The sequence below is a fragment of the Ancylobacter sp. genome, assembly GCF_965279025.1.
Taxonomy (GTDB): domain Bacteria; phylum Pseudomonadota; class Alphaproteobacteria; order Rhizobiales; family Xanthobacteraceae; genus Ancylobacter.
On sequence record NZ_OZ257132.1, the window covers coordinates 1,627,050 to 1,641,777 of the forward strand.

Annotated in this window: 13 protein-coding genes; 9 read left to right on the forward strand and 4 right to left on the reverse strand. The window is 71.0% G+C overall.

Translation table 11 applies throughout. From position 1 onward, the window contains the following. Nucleotides 1-55 precede the first annotated feature (55 nt). The 6 genes from ACQY76_RS07525 (at nt 56) to ACQY76_RS07550 (ending at nt 7,193) form a co-directional block, all read left to right on the forward strand. Nucleotides 56-961 carry a S49 family peptidase gene (locus ACQY76_RS07525; RefSeq protein ID WP_428032262.1) on the forward strand — a complete coding sequence of 302 codons (906 nt, stop codon included), beginning with the start codon at nt 56-58 and terminating at the stop codon, nt 959-961. A gap of 46 nt (nt 962-1,007) precedes the next feature. Next, nucleotides 1,008-1,202, forward strand: a complete 195-nt coding sequence (locus tag ACQY76_RS07530) for a hypothetical protein (RefSeq protein WP_428032263.1) — start codon at nt 1,008-1,010, stop codon at nt 1,200-1,202. 187 nt (nt 1,203-1,389) lie between these two features. Further along, complete coding sequence (locus ACQY76_RS07535; RefSeq protein ID WP_428032264.1) at nt 1,390-2,589, forward strand: efflux RND transporter periplasmic adaptor subunit; 1,200 nt, start codon at nt 1,390-1,392, stop codon at nt 2,587-2,589. Nucleotides 2,590-2,594: 5 nt separating this feature from the next. After that, nucleotides 2,595-4,598 (forward strand): MacB family efflux pump subunit, encoded by a 2,004-nt coding sequence (locus ACQY76_RS07540; protein ID WP_428032265.1) that lies wholly within the window; start codon nt 2,595-2,597, stop codon nt 4,596-4,598. A 192-nt stretch (nt 4,599-4,790) separates the two neighbouring features. Further along, nucleotides 4,791-6,056: a phosphoribosylamine--glycine ligase gene (gene purD / locus ACQY76_RS07545; RefSeq protein ID WP_428032266.1), complete on the forward strand. Its 1,266-nt coding sequence runs from the start codon at nt 4,791-4,793 to the stop codon at nt 6,054-6,056. A gap of 144 nt (nt 6,057-6,200) precedes the next feature. Then, the gene (locus tag ACQY76_RS07550; protein ID WP_428032267.1) at nt 6,201-7,193 is read left to right on the forward strand and encodes a patatin-like phospholipase family protein; all 993 of its coding nucleotides are present in this window, start codon (nt 6,201-6,203) and stop codon (nt 7,191-7,193) included. A 10-nt stretch (nt 7,194-7,203) separates the two neighbouring features. On the opposite strand, the gene ACQY76_RS07555 is transcribed toward ACQY76_RS07550, so the two are convergent. Further along, nucleotides 7,204-7,635: a nucleoside deaminase gene (locus ACQY76_RS07555; RefSeq protein ID WP_428032962.1), complete on the reverse strand. Its 432-nt coding sequence runs from the start codon at nt 7,633-7,635 to the stop codon at nt 7,204-7,206. A gap of 135 nt (nt 7,636-7,770) precedes the next feature. Here ACQY76_RS07555 and ACQY76_RS07560 point away from each other — a divergent pair, with 135 nt between their 5' ends. Together ACQY76_RS07560 and rsmD are read left to right on the forward strand one after the other, a co-directional pair. After that, a complete protein-coding gene (locus tag ACQY76_RS07560; protein ID WP_428032268.1) occupies nt 7,771-9,999 on the forward strand; it encodes a pseudouridine synthase in 2,229 nt (742 codons plus the stop codon). Nucleotides 10,000-10,010: 11 nt separating this feature from the next. Next, nucleotides 10,011-10,568, forward strand: a complete 558-nt coding sequence (gene rsmD / locus ACQY76_RS07565) for a 16S rRNA (guanine(966)-N(2))-methyltransferase RsmD (RefSeq protein ID WP_428032269.1) — start codon at nt 10,011-10,013, stop codon at nt 10,566-10,568. An 18-nt stretch (nt 10,569-10,586) separates the two neighbouring features. Here rsmD and ACQY76_RS07570 read toward each other — a convergent pair whose 3' ends face one another. Beyond that, nucleotides 10,587-11,390, reverse strand: a complete 804-nt coding sequence (locus ACQY76_RS07570; RefSeq protein WP_428032270.1) for an alpha/beta hydrolase — start codon at nt 11,388-11,390, stop codon at nt 10,587-10,589. Between the two features lie 320 nt (nt 11,391-11,710). On the opposite strand from ACQY76_RS07570, the gene infC reads away from it, so the two are divergent. Then, the gene (gene infC, locus ACQY76_RS07575) at nt 11,711-12,235 is read left to right on the forward strand and encodes a translation initiation factor IF-3 (protein ID WP_428032271.1); all 525 of its coding nucleotides are present in this window, start codon (nt 11,711-11,713) and stop codon (nt 12,233-12,235) included. 121 nt (nt 12,236-12,356) lie between these two features. Here the strand turns inward: infC and ACQY76_RS07580 are convergent, their stop codons facing one another. Then, complete coding sequence (locus ACQY76_RS07580; RefSeq protein WP_428032272.1) at nt 12,357-13,706, reverse strand: bifunctional folylpolyglutamate synthase/dihydrofolate synthase; 1,350 nt, start codon at nt 13,704-13,706, stop codon at nt 12,357-12,359. An 8-nt stretch (nt 13,707-13,714) separates the two neighbouring features. Further along, nucleotides 13,715-14,716, reverse strand: a complete 1,002-nt coding sequence (gene accD, locus ACQY76_RS07585) for an acetyl-CoA carboxylase, carboxyltransferase subunit beta (RefSeq protein ID WP_428032273.1) — start codon at nt 14,714-14,716, stop codon at nt 13,715-13,717. Nucleotides 14,717-14,728 lie beyond the last annotated feature (12 nt).

The window sequence follows — 14,728 nt, forward strand, 5'->3', positions numbered from 1 at the left end:
TCATCCCGACACGGGAAGCATTGAGCGCAGGCCGAAGCCGCCCTATCTCTAGCCTATGGCAAACTCATCCCTCTTCAGCGATTTCCGCCGCCGTCTCGATCCCTTCCTGCCCGCCAGGCTGCGCGGCGGCACGCCTGTCGTGCCGGTGGTGCGGCTGAACGGGGCGATCGGCATGGCCAGCCCCTTCCGCCCGGGCATCACCTTCGCCAATACGTCGCGGGCGCTGGAGCGCGCCTTCGCGGTGAAGGGCGCCAGGGCGGTGGCGCTGGTGATCAATTCGCCGGGTGGCGCCCCGACGCAGTCGCACCTCGTCTACAAGCGCATCCGCTCGCTGGCGCAGGAGAAGCAGCTGCCGGTGATCGCCTTCGTCGAGGATGTCGCCGCCTCGGGCGGCTATATGCTGGCCTGCGCCGCCGACGAGATCGTCGCCGATAATTTCTCCATCCTCGGCTCCATCGGCGTGGTGAGCGCCGGCTTCGGCTTTCCGGCAGCGCTGGAGAAGCTGGGCATCGAGCGCCGGGTCTACACCGCCGGCAACCGCAAGGTGATGCTCGACCCGTTCCAGCCGGAAAAGGCCGAGGACATCGAGCGGCTGAAGGCGCTGCAGCAGGAAATCCACACCGGCTTCGTGGCTCTGGTGAAGGAGAGGCGCGGGGACGTGCTTTCCGGCGACGACGACACGCTGTTCTCCGGCGAGTTCTGGGCGGCGCCGCAGGCGCAGTCTCTGGGGCTGGTGGATTCCATCGGCGATCTCCGGGGCTTCCTGCGTGCCCGCTACGGCCAGACTGTCCGCACCCCGCTGATCGAGGTGAAGCCCGGCCTGTTCGGCCGTCGCTCGCCCGGCGTGGGCATGGGCGGCGCCTTCGGCGGCGGGCCGGCCGCCGAGATCGGCGCCGGGGCGGCGGAGGCCCTCATTTCCGCCGCAGAGGAGCGCGCATTGTGGAGCCGCTTCGGGCTTTGACGCCCGCGGCGCCGCACCCCGTGCCGCACCCCTTGGAGCCATCATCATGCCGCCCGTCTTCGTGATTGCCCTCGGCGCCCTGGGCGCCGCCGCCCTTGTGAAGGTGCTGACGCGCGAATCGCGCCGGGTGAATGGCGAGCTCGACGCCCAGCGCCGGGCCGAGCAGGCCGGCCGGCTGGACGGCCGCACCACGCTGCGCCGCGACCCCGCCACCGGCGACTACCGGCCGGGGGATTCGTAAGGCACAGCTTCCCCGCTGCGCTGCGCCCTCGCCGCGCGGGCCCGGCCATCCCGCCTTGCGGCGTGTGGGCGCATCCTCGCTGGAACGCCTCCAATCTTGCCGCGCGGGCCCATCATTACCGCGAATTCACTTTATATGCCGTGACTTGACCCTTACGCCTTGCGGATAGCTGGGATGGGACGGCACGATGTTGCAGAAGGCGGAGAACGGCTGGACGGGTGAGAAGACGACGCGCCGCCGGCGCCGTCGCCGCTGGCCGTGGGTCCTTGCCGCCGTGCTGCTCGCCGGGGCCGGCTATTATCACTATGCGGGAAGCGCGACCCCCGAGGCTGGGCCGGCCTTCCAGACCGCCACGGTCGAGATCGGCGATATCGAGACCAGCGTCAACGCCATCGCCAAGATGCAGCCCAAGACCTATGTCGATGTCGGCACGCAGGTTTCCGGCCAGCTGCGCACCATTCACCCCGATGTCGGCAGCGTGGTGAAGAAGGGCGACCTGCTCGCCGAGATCGACCCTACCGTCTACCAGACCCGCGTCGCCGGCGACCGCGCCAGCCTCGACAATCTGCGCGCCCAGCTGGCGCAGGCGCAGGCGCAGCTGACCCTCGACACGCTGCGCAACACCCGCGCCCAGCAGCTTCTGGAAAAACAGTCCGGCAGCAAGGACGCCGCCGATGCCGCCACGGCAACGGAAAGCATCAGCGTCGCCAAGATCGACGCACTGAAGGCGCAGATCGCCCAGATGCAGGCGACGCTCGACGGCGACCTCGCCAATCTCGGCTACACCAAGATCTACGCGCCGATGGATGGCACCATCGTTTCCATCACCGCCCGCGAGGGCGGTACGCTGAACGCCAACCAGTCCGCCCCCATCGTGCTGCGCATCGCCGACCTGCAGACCATGACGGTGACCGCGCAGGTGGCGGAAGGCGACATTCCCCGCGTCACCGTGGGCACGCCGGCGTCGTTCTCGACGCTCGGCCTGCCGGACCGGCGCTGGCGCGGCATGGTGCGGCAGATCGAGCCGACGCCCACCATCGTCAACGACGTCGTGCTCTACAACGTGCTGATCGACGTGCCCAATGAAGACCTGATGCTGATGACCGACATGACGGCGCAGGTGTTCTTCCGCCTCGGCGAGGCCAAGGGCGTGCCGCTGGTGCCGACCCCGGCCATCCGCTCGGCGCGCGACGGCACGCAGAGCGTGCGCGTGCTCACCCCGCAGGGACCGCAGGAGCGCACGGTGAAGACCGGCCTGTCCAACCGCAGCCAGACCGAGATCACCGAGGGGCTCTCTCCCGGCGAGACGGTGATCACCGGCACCAACGCCCCGGCAGCCGCCCGCCCGGCGGGCGGGCGCCCGCCCATGCCGCCACGGCTGGGCTGAGGCGGATGACCGAGCTCGCGCGCCGCATCGAGGAAAGCCGGCCGGCCTCCAGCCCCGCGCCGGGCGAGGGCCTGCGGCCGATCGTCGAGCTGGTCGAGGTGAGCCGCATCTACCCCAATGGCGAGAGCGTGGTGCGCGCGCTCGACCGGGTGTCGCTGTCCATCATGCCGGGCGAGTTCATCGCCATCATGGGGCAGTCGGGCTCCGGCAAGTCGACGCTGATGAATATTGTCGGCTGCCTCGACCGGGTGTCCTCCGGCCTCTACCGCGTCGATGGCGTGGATGTGGAGGATCTCGACCCGGACGAATTGGCGGAGCTGCGCTGCTCGGCCTTCGGCTTCGTGTTCCAGCGCTACAATCTCCTGCCCAGCCTGACGGCGGCGGAAAATGTCGCCATTCCCGCCATCTATGCCGGCACGGGGCGCGAGGCGCGCGAGGAGCGGGCGCACGGCCTGCTCGCCCGGCTCGGCCTCGGGGAGCGCAGCGAGCACCGGCCGAACCAGCTTTCCGGCGGGCAGCAGCAGCGCGTTTCCATCGCCCGGGCGCTGATGAACGCCGCGCCGGTGATCCTTGCCGACGAGCCCACCGGCGCGCTCGATTCGCGCTCCGGCGAGGAGGTGCTGGCGCTGCTCGGCGAGCTCAACGCCGAGGGCCACACCGTCATCCTCATCACCCACGACCCCGATGTGGCGGCGCATGCGCGGCGCGTCGTGCGCTTCCAGGACGGGCGCATCGTTTCCGACGAGCGGCGCGAGGCCGAGCCTTCGCGCGCGCCGCTGCCCGGCACCGGCCCGGCCCGGCGCGGCGGGCTGGCGCGCTTCCTGCCGGATCTGGCGGAAGCGGTGCGCATGGCCTTCGCCTCGATGACGGCGAACCTGTTCCGCACCGCGCTGACCTTGCTCGGCATCGTCATCGGCGTCGCCTCGGTCATCACCATGCTGGCGGTGGGCGATGGCGGCAAGCAGAGCGTGCTCGACCGCATCTCGCAGATCGGCACCAATCTGTTGATCGTGCGTCCCGGCGCGCCGGGTATCCGCACCGCCGGCGACAACGCCACGCTGCTGGCCGAGGACGCCGAGGCGCTCAAGGCCATTCCCGGCGTCGAGGCTATCGCGCCCGACCGCTCCGGCCGCTACACGCTGCGCTACGGCTCGCTGGACTATTTCACCACGGTGACCGGCACCACGCCGGACTTCCTGATCGCCCGCGACTGGCCGCTGGCGCGCGGGGTGATGTTCACCGCAGCCGATGTGCGCGCCTATGCCCCGGTGGTGGTGCTGGGCCAGACCGTGGCGCAGAACCTGTTCGGCGCCGACGATCCGGTGGGGCGCTACATATTGGTCAAGAACGTGCCCTATGAGGTGATCGGCGTGCTCGCCCCGCGCGGCGCCAACGCCTTCGGCCAGGACCAGGACGACGCGGCGCTGGTGCCGCTCTCCACCGGCTTCGTGCGGGTGTTCGGCCGTCAGTTCCTCAACTCGGTCACGGTGAAGGTGACGGAGGCCGGCGACATCCCACGGGTGGAGGCGGCGATCACCCGCACCCTCACCGAGCGCCACCAGGCCGAGGACTTCCAGGTGCGCAACACCGCGCAGTTCCTGGAAACGGCGATGGAGACGCAGAACACGCTCACCCTCGTGCTCGGCTGCGTCGCCGCCATCTCGCTGCTGGTGGCCGGCATCGGGGTGATGAACATCATGCTGGTGAGCGTGACCGAGCGCACCCGCGAGATCGGCATCCGCATGGCGACCGGGGCGCGCATGAGCAACATCATGCTGCAGTTCAACACCGAGGCGCTGGTGGTGTGTTCCGTCGGCGGGGCGGTGGGCGTCGGGCTCGGCCTTGCCGCCGCGCTGGGCGTCGAATGGATGGGCGCCACCATCGTGCTCTCGCTGATGCCGCCGCTGATGGCGTTCGGCTGCGCCTTCCTCACCGGCCTCGTCTTCGGCTACCTGCCCGCCCGCAAGGCGGCCGGGCTCGATCCCGTGGTGGCGCTGGCCTACGAGTGAGGGCCCTCAGCCACCGTCATCCCGGACGGCCGCAGGCCGCGCCGGGATCGCGCGCCTTGCATGTGAACGATCCCGGCTCTTCGGCTTCGCCTGCGGCCGGGATGACAGACGCGGGACGCGGCCCTCCCTCTTGCTCCTCGCCGCCCGAACGTTTAGGCCGAACGCTCGATCGGGGCGCTGGAGGCTTGCCGCATGAACGTTCTTCTGCTCGGCTCGGGCGGCCGCGAGCACGCGCTCGCCTGGAAGCTGGCCCAGAGCCCGCTGATCGGCGCCTTCTTCGCGCTCCCCGGCAATCCCGGTATCGCGTCTTTCGCCACCTGCCTCCCCGGCGTGCCGCTGGAAGACCACGACGCCATCGTCACCCTGTGCCTTGCGGAAAAGATCGACCTCGTGGTGGTCGGCCCGGAGGCGCCGCTGGTGGACGGAATCGCCGACCGGCTGGTGCAGGAGGGCATTGCGGTGTTCGGCCCGCGCCGCGTGGCGGCGCAGCTGGAAGGCTCCAAGCTGTTCACCAAGGAATTGTGCAAGGCGCACGCGATCCCCACCGCCGCTTTCGGCCGCTTCACCGATGCCGAGGAGGCCAAGGCCTTCGTGCAGCGCCAGGGCGCGCCAATCGTGCTCAAGGCGGACGGGCTTATGGCCGGCAAGGGTGTGATCGTGGCGATGACGCTGGCCGAGGCGCTGGCCGGCGTCGAGGAGGTGTTCGCCATGGGCGGCATCGGCACCGAGATCCTGATCGAGGAATTCCTCGAGGGCGAGGAGGTGTCGTTCTTCTGCCTGGTCGACGGCGAGACCGTGCTGCCCTTCGGATCGGCGCAGGACCACAAGCGCGCCTTCGACGGCGACGAGGGCCCCAACACCGGCGGCATGGGCGCCTATTCGCCCGCCCCCGTCTTCACCGCCGAGATGGAGCGGCGCACCCTGCACGACATCGTCAAGCCGACCGCGCGGGCGCTGGCCGATGCCGCCAGCCCCTATCGCGGCGTGCTGTTCGCCGGGCTGATGATCACCCGCGAGGGGCCCAAGCTGATCGAGTACAATGTCCGCTTCGGCGACCCCGAATGCCAGGTGCTGATGATGCGGATGGAGGGCGACCTGCTGCCGCTGCTGCACGCCGTCGCCACCGGGCGGCTGGAGGACCAGCCGGTGCCCTTGAAGCCGGACGCGGCGATTTCCGTCGTCATGGCGACGAAGGGCTATCCCGGCGCCTATGCCAAGGGTTCGCGCATTGGCGGGCTTGCAGCGGCCGAGACCATTCCGGGGGTGAAGGTGTTCCACGCCGGCACCCGGCGGGAAGGCGACGACATTCTTGCCAATGGCGGGCGCGTGCTCAACGTCACCGCCGTGGGCGCCAATGTCGCCGAGGCGCGCGAGCGCGCCTATGACGCCGTTGCCCGCATCGACTGGCCGGAGGGCTACTGCCGCCACGACATCGCCTGGCGGGCGCTGGGCGACTGAACGGGTGGGCGCGGCCGATTGCACGCGCCCGGCCCTGGCGGCATCGCGCCGCCGTGCCCATGTTCAAACAAATGCCGCGGGCCCGTGGCAGGAGAAGCGTGTCTCACGCGAGGCGGCTCTGGCACGAGGCGGATGGGCGAAGCCATGGATGAAGCGACCACAGGCCGGCGTCGGCGCCCGCCGGCGGGTGACACGAGCGCCGACGACCCGCACGACCGCGCGGCGCCCGACGGGCTGCCGGTGGCGGGAGAACGCGCCGGCAGCGCCGTCATCTCCTCCTCCGGCGGTGCCGTGCCGGGCGCGGCTGGCCCTGCCGGGCCGACGATCGGCGTGGCGCTGGGCTCGGGCGGCGCGCGCGGGCTCTCGCATATTCTGGTGCTGGAGGCGCTCGACGATCTCGGCCTGCGCCCCACCGCCATGGCAGGGGCCTCCATCGGCGCGCTGTTCGCCAGCGTCTATGCCGCCGGGGTGCCGGCGCGCGACATCCGCCATCTCGTCACCCACACGCTGAAGAACCGGGGCGAGGTGATGAAGCGGCTGCTGGCGGCCCGGGTGGGGCGCATTGCCGACCTGTTCGGTGCCGGGCTCGGCAATCCGGTGCTGATCGACGCCGAGCGCTTCATCGGCGGGTTCCTGCCGGGGATGGTGCCGGAGACCTTCGAGGAACTCTCCATTCCGCTGCAGGTGGTGGCGACCGACTATTGGGAGCGCTGCGAGCGCACCTTTGCGCGCGGCGCCATTCGCCCGGCGCTGGCCGCCTCGCTCGCCATTCCCGGCCTCATCCGCCCGGTGCAGCTCGACGGCCACACGCTGGTCGATGGCGGGGCGGTGAACCCGCTGCCGTTCGATCTGTTGCGCGCCCGGGCCGATGTGGTGATCGCCGTCGACATCACCGGGGGGCACGGCGCCGAGTCGCGCGGCGTGCCGGCGCCGTTCGAGGCGATGTTCGCCACGCTGCAGATCATGGCCTCCTCGATCGTCGGCGAAAAGCTGAAGGCCGGGGCGCCGGACATCCTCATCCGCCCCAACGTGCATGATTTCCGCGTGCTCGACTTCTTCCGCGCCGCCGCCATCCTCAAGGCCGCCGAGCCGGTGAAGGACGAGGTGAAGCGCCGGCTGGAGGCGGTGCTGGGCTAGAACTAAACAGCTAGGTCCGTCGCCCGGCGAAGAAATCGCGCAGCAATTGCGCGGATTCGCGCTCGCCCAGGCCGCCATAGGTGTCCGGCCGGTGGTGGCAGGTGGCCTGGTCGAAGAAGCGCACGCCGCTTTCCACCGCCCCGCCCTTGGGGTCGGGCGCGCCGTAATAGACCCGCCGCAGCCGGGCGAAGGAAATGGCGCCGGCGCACATGGTGCAGGGCTCCAGCGTCACGTAGAGATCGCACGCGCCCAGCCGGTCATTGCCGAGACGGGCGGCTGCGGCGCGGATGACCAGCATTTCCGCATGGGCGGTGGGGTCGGCCTGTTCGCGGGTGCGGTTGCCATCGGCGGCGAGGACCTCGCCCTGCTGCACCAGCACGGCGCCGACAGGCACCTCGCCACGGGCGGCGGCGTTCGCGGCTTCGGCGAGCGCGCGCGCCATGAAATCGGCCCGTGCCGGCACCGCGCCGACATTTTCACCGCCCGAATGGTTCGTCGCCAAGGTCCTGCTCGTCAAAAGCTCGCTTCATACCGCAGGACATGCTAGCACCCGCCGCCCGGAGTCCGGATCATCCCCATGCCCAAAAACACGCCGCCCCGCAAGGATCACAACCGCGTTCCCCGCGCCGCCCGCCCGGCAGCGCCAGAGGAGGCGGGCCCGCGCGAGGCGGAGCGCATCGCCAAGGTGGTCGCGCGCGCCGGCCTCGGCTCGCGCCGCGAAATCGAGGAATGGATCCTCGCCGGCCGCGTGGCGGTGAATGACGAAGTGCTGGAAAGCCCCGCGCGCACCGTCACCGCCGAGGACCGGATCACCGTCGACGGGGTGCCGCTGCCGGACAAGGAGCGCACGCGGCTGTTCCTCTACCACAAGCCCAAGGGCGTGGTGACGACCAATTACGACCCCGAAGGCCGCCCGACCCTGTTCGAAATCCTGCCCGCCGGCCTGCCGCGCCTGGTTTCCGTCGGCCGGCTCGATCTCAATACCGAAGGCCTGATCCTGCTCACCAATGATGGCGGGCTCTCGCGGGTGCTGGAGCTGCCGGAAACCGGCTGGCTGCGCCGCTACCGCGTGCGCGCCAAGGGCGACGTCACCCAGGACAAGCTGGACGCGCTGATCGCCGGCATCACCGTCGATGGCGTGCAGTACGGCCCGATCGAAGCGGTGCTGGACCGCGTGCAGGGTGCCAATGTGTGGCTGACGCTGGCGCTGCGCGAGGGCAAGAACCGCGAAGTGCGCAACGTGCTCGGCTCGCTCGGCCTCGACGTGAACCGGCTGATCCGCCTCTCCTACGGCCCGTTCCAGCTCGGCGAGCTGCCGCAGGGCGAGGCCGAGGAGGTGCGCACCCGCATTCTCGCCGACCAGCTCGGCGAGACGCTGGCCAAGGCCGCCGGCGCCGATTTCGAGGGCCCGATGTTCAACCATGGCGACGAGGACGCGCCTAAGGGGGCGGCCAAGGGAGCCGCCAAGGGGGCCCCCAAGCCGCGCTATGCCAAGCCGGAAGGCGCCGAGGAACGCCACCGCCGCCTGCCCATCGATACCGAGCCGGGCGAGGGCAAGAGCGTGAAGGCCGGCATCCTTGCCGACCGCAAGGGCCGCAAGGTACTGGTGCAGCGCGTGCGTTCCACCGACGCGCCGGCCGAGGACGCACCTGCCCGTGCGCCCGCCCGTGTCCGACGCGACGAGGAACGCGCCAGCGTGCGGACCGGCGAACGCCCCGGCACGGCGCGCGGCGAGCGCGGCGGCGAGCGTACCTTCCGCAAGCGCCCCGATGCGTCCGCTGGCGAGGCCGGAGAGGGGCGCGAGGAGCGTCCCTTCCGCGAGCGCTCGGGCGAGCGCCCCGCCCGCGCCGCCTCCAGCCGCGACCGCAAGGTCGGCGGCCCGCGCCCCGCGCGTCCGCGCGACGATCGCGAGGGCGATGCAGGCGAGCGCAGCTTTCGCCCCCGCGGCGATTCCGACGCGCCGCGCGCGGAGCGTCCCGCCCGTGGCGACCGGCCGGAACGCGGCGAACGCCCCTTCCGCGAGCGCACCCCGCGCCCCGAGGGCGAGCGCGGCGAGCGCCCCTCTCGCGGCAGCGCCCCTTCGCGCGGCGAACGGCCCGAGCGCAGCGAGCGCCCCGCCCGGCCGGAGCGGCCCGAGGGCGGACGCTCCTTCCGTGGCGCCGGCACCAGCCGGCCCTATAGCGGCCGGGTGAAATCCGAGCAGTCGCGCTCCTTCCGGCCCCGCCCCGAGGGTGACGAACGTCCCGCGCGCCGCGAGCGCCCCGAGGGCGACCGTCCGCAAGGGGCGCGTCCGCAAGGGGAGCGTCCGTTCCGAGAGCGCACGTCGCGTCCCGAAGGCGAGCGCCCCGCGCGTTCCTTCCGACCGCGACCGGAAGGCGATGAGCGTCCCGCCCGTCGCGAGCGCCCCGAAGGTGGGCGTCCGCAGGGTGAGCGCCCGTTCCGTTCCAGCGGCGACCGGCCGGCGCGTGACGACCGCGCGCCGCGCGGCGACCGTCCCTCCGGCGGCCGTTCCTTCGGCGACAAGCCTGCAGGTGGCCGTTCCTTCGGTGACAAGCCTGCCGGTGGTCGCTCGTTCGGTGACAAGCCGGCCGGAACCCGGACCTTCGGCAAGGGCGGCGCTGGGAAGAGCTACGGCGCCAAGAATTTCGCCGACAAGCCGGGTGGACGCCCCACGGGCGGCAAGCCCGGTGGTCGTCCGACTGGTGGCAAGCCGACTGGTGGCAAGCCGGCCGGCGGGCGGCCTTCCGGCGGCAAACCGTCTGGCGGCAAACCCTCCGGGCGTCCGCCCCGGTCGCCGCGTAGCTGACGGGCGCGCTCATGCGCATCGTCGGCGGGCGCTTCAAGGGGCGCGCGCTGCGCGGCCCCAGCTCCAACGCCACCCGGCCGACCTCGGACCGGCTGCGCGAGGCGCTGTTCAACGTGCTTGCCCATGCCTATGGCGACGCGGCGGACGGCGCGCGCGTGCTCGACCTGTTCGCCGGCACCGGCGCGCTGGGGCTGGAGGCGCTGTCGCGCGGCGCGCGGATGGCCGTGTTCGTGGACGAGGCGCCCGAACCGCGCGGGCTGATCCGCGCCAATGTCGAGACGCTGGGCGTCGGCGGCATCACCCGCATCTTCCGCCGCGACGCCACCAAGCTGGGCGACGCCTTCGCCAGCGACGCCTTCGACCTCGTCTTCTGCGATCCGCCCTATGGTCGCGGGCTGGCCGAGCAGGCGCTCATCGGGGCGCTGGCCGGCAAATGGCTGGCGCCCGGGGCGCTGCTGGTGGTGGAGGAATCGGTCGAGGCCGCCTTCACCGCCCCGCTGGGTTTCGAGGAGCTGGAGCGCCGGCGCTACGACAGCAGCGAGATCGTCTTCCTGCGCGCGCCGGGCTAGGTCCGGGCGGCTTTCGGCTCAGCCTACCTCTTCGACCGCCGCGAGGATGCGGGCGAGGTCCTCGGGGCGCGAGAGGCGGTGGTCGCCATCCTTGATGAGGCTCAGCACCACATCGTCCTCGGCGAGGCAGGTGACGAGGCGCAGGGCGTGCTGCCACGGCACGTCGGGGTCCGCCACGCCCTGCAGGATACGCACCGGGCAGCCGACGGCGAAGGGCGCGCCGAGCACGAGGTTTCGCCGTCCGTCCTCGATCAGCGCGCGGGTGATGACCTGTCCCGAACCATATTGCGAAGGGCGTACCCAGCGGCCCTCCGCCATTATGGCGGCGCGCACCTCGTCGGGCATCGCCTTCCACATCAGTTCGTCGGTGAAGTCGGGCGCGGGGGCGATGAGCACCAGAGCGGCCAGCCGCCCTGTTTCTCCGCGCGCCGCCAGCGCCCGGGCGAGCAGCAGGGCGATCCAGCCGCCCATCGAGGAGCCGACGACGATTTGCGGGCCCTGCGTCGCCCGATCGAACACCGCGAAGGCGTCCTCGGCCCAGCGCGATATCGTGCCCTGCTCGAAGGCGCCGCTGGATTCGCCATGGCCGGAATAATCAAAGCGCGTGACGCAGCGGTCGGTGCGCGCGCCCCATTCGGCCAGCGCCTCGGCCTTGGTGCCGCGCATGTCGGAGAGAAACCCGCCGCACCAGAGCACGCCGGGATGCGTGGGCGTCGAGCGGCCGGGGGTCACCCGCAGGGCGATCTGGCGCGCGTCGTCGCCAGCGGTGAGGAAGCTGGGCGTGGCGCCCGTTTCGGTGCCGGCGGGGGCGGGTTCGCTCATCTGGTGTTCCTTCCGGTCGGCGCCGCGCACGCAGCAGGTTGGGGCGCCGCGAGGCTTGCGATTCGCTCCCGCCGCGCCATCTTGCCTTACAGGCAGGGATTGCGCGCGAACAGCGTGACGGGCGGCTCGCCAGCGCGAGTGCCCCCGCATGCGGATTTACATGCGATCCAGGCCGTCACGCCGTTGACTTCTGTCGGGTTTGTCACGATCTTCTGCGACCGTTTTACGCGCGCGGACAACAGCCGGCCGGCGACCCTTCGAGGCGCGGTGTAAACGTCTAAATCTGAAATGGCAGAGGAGAAGACGCCATTCGTCGCCCCATGAGACCCGTCGCGCCGGAAAAGGACGGTCCGCGCGTCAACGAAGACATCCGCATCCGCGAAGTTCAGCTGATCGATCAGGAAGGGCTGAATCGAGGCGTCGTGCTGACGCGCGACGCCATCCTGATGGCGCAGGAAGCCGGCCTCGATCTCGTCGAGATCGCGCCCAATTCCGTCCCGCCCGTCTGCAAGATTCTCGACTTTGGCCGGTTCAAGTACCAGAACCAGAAGAAGGCCAACGAGGCGCGCAAGAAGCAGCACGTCGTCGAGATCAAGGAAATCAAGCTGCGCCCCGGCATCGACACCCACGACTATGAGGTGAAGATGAAGTCCATCCACCGCTTCTTCGAGGAAGGCGACAAGGTGAAGATCACCCTGCGCTTCCGCGGTCGCGAGATGGCGCATCAGGAGCTGGGCTACAAGCTGCTGAACAAGGTCAAGGAAGAGCTGGCTCCCATCGCCAAGGTTGAGGCCGAGCCCTCGCTCGAAGGCCGCCAGATGGTCATGGTGCTGGCGCCGCGCTGAGCCTCGCGCTCGGCGCTGCCGCTCCCATCCTGCGACGTCATCCCGGAACGGCCGAAAGGCCGGGTCCGGGATCGTCATTTCTGGCGTCCTTCGTGTCGTCCCGCGGGCACGACCGGGCGCGCTAGTCCGGCAACGCGCCGTTCTCGCCCAGCACGGCGCCGGCGAGATAGAGCGAGCCGGCGATCAGCACGCGTGGCGCCGGGCCGACCGGGAAGGCCGCGAGCCCCTCCAGCGCCGCGGCGACGCTCACGGCGGTGGAGGCGTCCATGCCGTGCGCCCGCGCCGCCTCCGCCACCGCTTCCGGCGGTTGGCCCTTGTGCTCGCCGGGCACCGGCACCGCGACGAGTTCGCGGGCGAGGCCAGCGAAGGGCGCCAGGAAGGCGTCCGCATCCTTTGACCCCAGCATGCCGACGATCAGCACCAGCGGCCGTGAGACCCGGTCTTCGAGATCGGCCAGCGCGGCGGCGAGCGCCAGACCGCCGGCGGCGTTGTGGCCGCCGTCGAGCCAGATGTCGACGCCCTCCGGCGCCCGCGCGGTGAGCGGGCCGGGGACCAGACGCTGCAGCCGCGCGGGCCACTGCGCCGTGCGCATCCCTTCCTCGAAGGCGTGGGCGGGCAGCCCCAGATTGGCGACCCGCAGCGCCTCCACCGCCAGCCCGGCATTGCCGATCTGATGCGGCCCGACAAGGCGTGGGCGCGGCAGGTCCAAGAGGCCGGCCTCGTCGGCGACGACCAGACGGCCGCCCTCCTCATGCGCCTGGTAGTGCTCGCCCATGGTCGACAGGGGCACGCCGAGCCGCGCCGCCTGACGCTCGATCACCGCCAGCGCCTCGCGCGGCTGGTGACCGAGCACGGCGGGCACGCCGCGCTTGAGGATGCCGGCCTTCTCGCCGGCGATCTCGGCAACCGTCTCGCCGAGGAAATCCACATGGTCGATGGACACCGGCGTGATGACGCTCAGCAGCGGCCGGTCAATGACGTTGGTAGCGTCGAGCCGCCCGCCGAGGCCGACTTCCAGCAGGAGGATATCGGCGGGAACTTCCGCGAACAGCAGCAGCGCGGCGGCGGTGGTGATCTCGAAGAAGGTGATCGGCTCGCCGCCATTGGCCGCTTCGGCCCGCGCCAGCGCCTGGGTGAGGCGGGCATCGTCCACCAGCGTGCCGGCAAGGCGGATGCGCTCGTTGAAGCGCACCAGATGCGGCGAGGTGTAGACATGCACGCGCTTGCCGGCGGCCTCCAATATCGCCCGCATGAAGGCGACGGTGGAGCCCTTGCCATTGGTGCCGGCGACATGGATGACCGGCGGCAGGCGATGCTCGGGGTGGCCGAGCCGCTCCAGCAGTCGCCACATCCGGTCCAGCGACAGGTCGATCAGCTTCGGGTGCAGGGCCAGCAGCCGGTCGAAGATGTCGTCCACGGGCCGCCGCGGCCCCTCGGCGGGGGCGGGGCCGGCGGCGGGAAGCGCGGTCATGGCTGGCCTCAGGCGCTCGTCGGCGCGGGGGCCGGCAGGGCCGGGGCTCCGGTCGCCTTTTCCTCGCCCGGCCGCGTCGCGGACTCCTGTGCGGCCTGATCCCGCGCGGAAGCCTCCTTCGCGCCCGGCTCCTTCGCGGAGGCGTCCCTGGGCTCGGCGACGGCCGGCGCACGCATCAACAGGCGGCACAGGCGGGCGAGGGTGGGGCGCATCTCGTGGCGGTGGACGACGAGGTCGATCATGCCGTGGTCGCGCAGATATTCGGCGCGCTGGAAGCCCTCGGGCAGCTTTTCGCGGATGGTCTGCTCGATGACGCGGGGGCCGGCAAAGCCGATCAGCGCGCCTGGCTCGGCGATCTGGATGTCGCCCAGCATGGCGTAGGAGGCGGTGACGCCGCCGGTGGTCGGGTTGGTCAGCACCACGATATAGGGGCGCTTGGCCTCGCGCAGTTCCTGGATGGCGCAGGTGGTGCGCGGCATCTGCATCAGCGAGAGGATGCCCTCCTGCATGCGCGCGCCGCCCGACGAGGCAAACATGATGAAGGGCGTGCCGCGCGAGGCGGCGGTCTCAAGGCCGGTGACGATGGCCTCGCCGGCCGCCATGCCGAGCGAGCCGCCCATGAAGCCGAAATCCTGTACGGCCACGGTGACCGGCAGGCCTTCCAGCTTGCCATAGCCGACCTTCACCGCATCCTGCGCGCCGGTCTTGGCGCGGGCGTCCTTGAGGCGGTCGACATAGCGCTTCTCGTCGCGGAATTTCAGCGGGTCGATGGCCACCGCCGGCAGGGCGATATCGTACCATTTGCCGCCGTCGAACACCGAGCGCAGTCGGGTCGCGGGGTCCATCCGCATATGGAACCCGGAGCCGGGGATGACGTGGAGATTGGCCTCCAGATCCTTGTGGAACACCATCTGCCCGGTCTCGGGGCACTTCACCCAGAGATTTTCCGGCACTTCCCGGCGGTTCAGGAAGGAGCTCAGCTTGGGGACGACGTTCGAGATCCAGTTCAAAGGTCAGGCTCC

Excerpts from the sequence above, each read along its gene's own strand:
- ACQY76_RS07525 (WP_428032262.1), top strand. The coding sequence starts at position 56 with ATGGCAAACTCATCCCTCTTCAGCGATTTCCGCCGCCGTCTCGATCCC.
- ACQY76_RS07530 (WP_428032263.1), top strand. The coding sequence starts at position 1,008 with ATGCCGCCCGTCTTCGTGATTGCCCTCGGCGCCCTGGGCGCCGCCGCC.
- ACQY76_RS07535 (WP_428032264.1), top strand. The coding sequence starts at position 1,390 with ATGTTGCAGAAGGCGGAGAACGGCTGGACGGGTGAGAAGACGACGCGC.
- ACQY76_RS07540 (WP_428032265.1), top strand. The coding sequence starts at position 2,595 with ATGACCGAGCTCGCGCGCCGCATCGAGGAAAGCCGGCCGGCCTCCAGC.
- purD (WP_428032266.1), top strand. The coding sequence starts at position 4,791 with ATGAACGTTCTTCTGCTCGGCTCGGGCGGCCGCGAGCACGCGCTCGCC.
- ACQY76_RS07550 (WP_428032267.1), top strand. The coding sequence starts at position 6,201 with ATGGATGAAGCGACCACAGGCCGGCGTCGGCGCCCGCCGGCGGGTGAC.
- ACQY76_RS07555 (WP_428032962.1), bottom strand. The coding sequence starts at position 7,635 with ATGGCGCGCGCGCTCGCCGAAGCCGCGAACGCCGCCGCCCGTGGCGAG.
- ACQY76_RS07560 (WP_428032268.1), top strand. The coding sequence starts at position 7,771 with ATGCCCAAAAACACGCCGCCCCGCAAGGATCACAACCGCGTTCCCCGC.
- rsmD (WP_428032269.1), top strand. The coding sequence starts at position 10,011 with ATGCGCATCGTCGGCGGGCGCTTCAAGGGGCGCGCGCTGCGCGGCCCC.
- ACQY76_RS07570 (WP_428032270.1), bottom strand. The coding sequence starts at position 11,390 with ATGAGCGAACCCGCCCCCGCCGGCACCGAAACGGGCGCCACGCCCAGC.
- infC (WP_428032271.1), top strand. The coding sequence starts at position 11,711 with ATGAGACCCGTCGCGCCGGAAAAGGACGGTCCGCGCGTCAACGAAGAC.
- ACQY76_RS07580 (WP_428032272.1), bottom strand. The coding sequence starts at position 13,706 with ATGACCGCGCTTCCCGCCGCCGGCCCCGCCCCCGCCGAGGGGCCGCGG.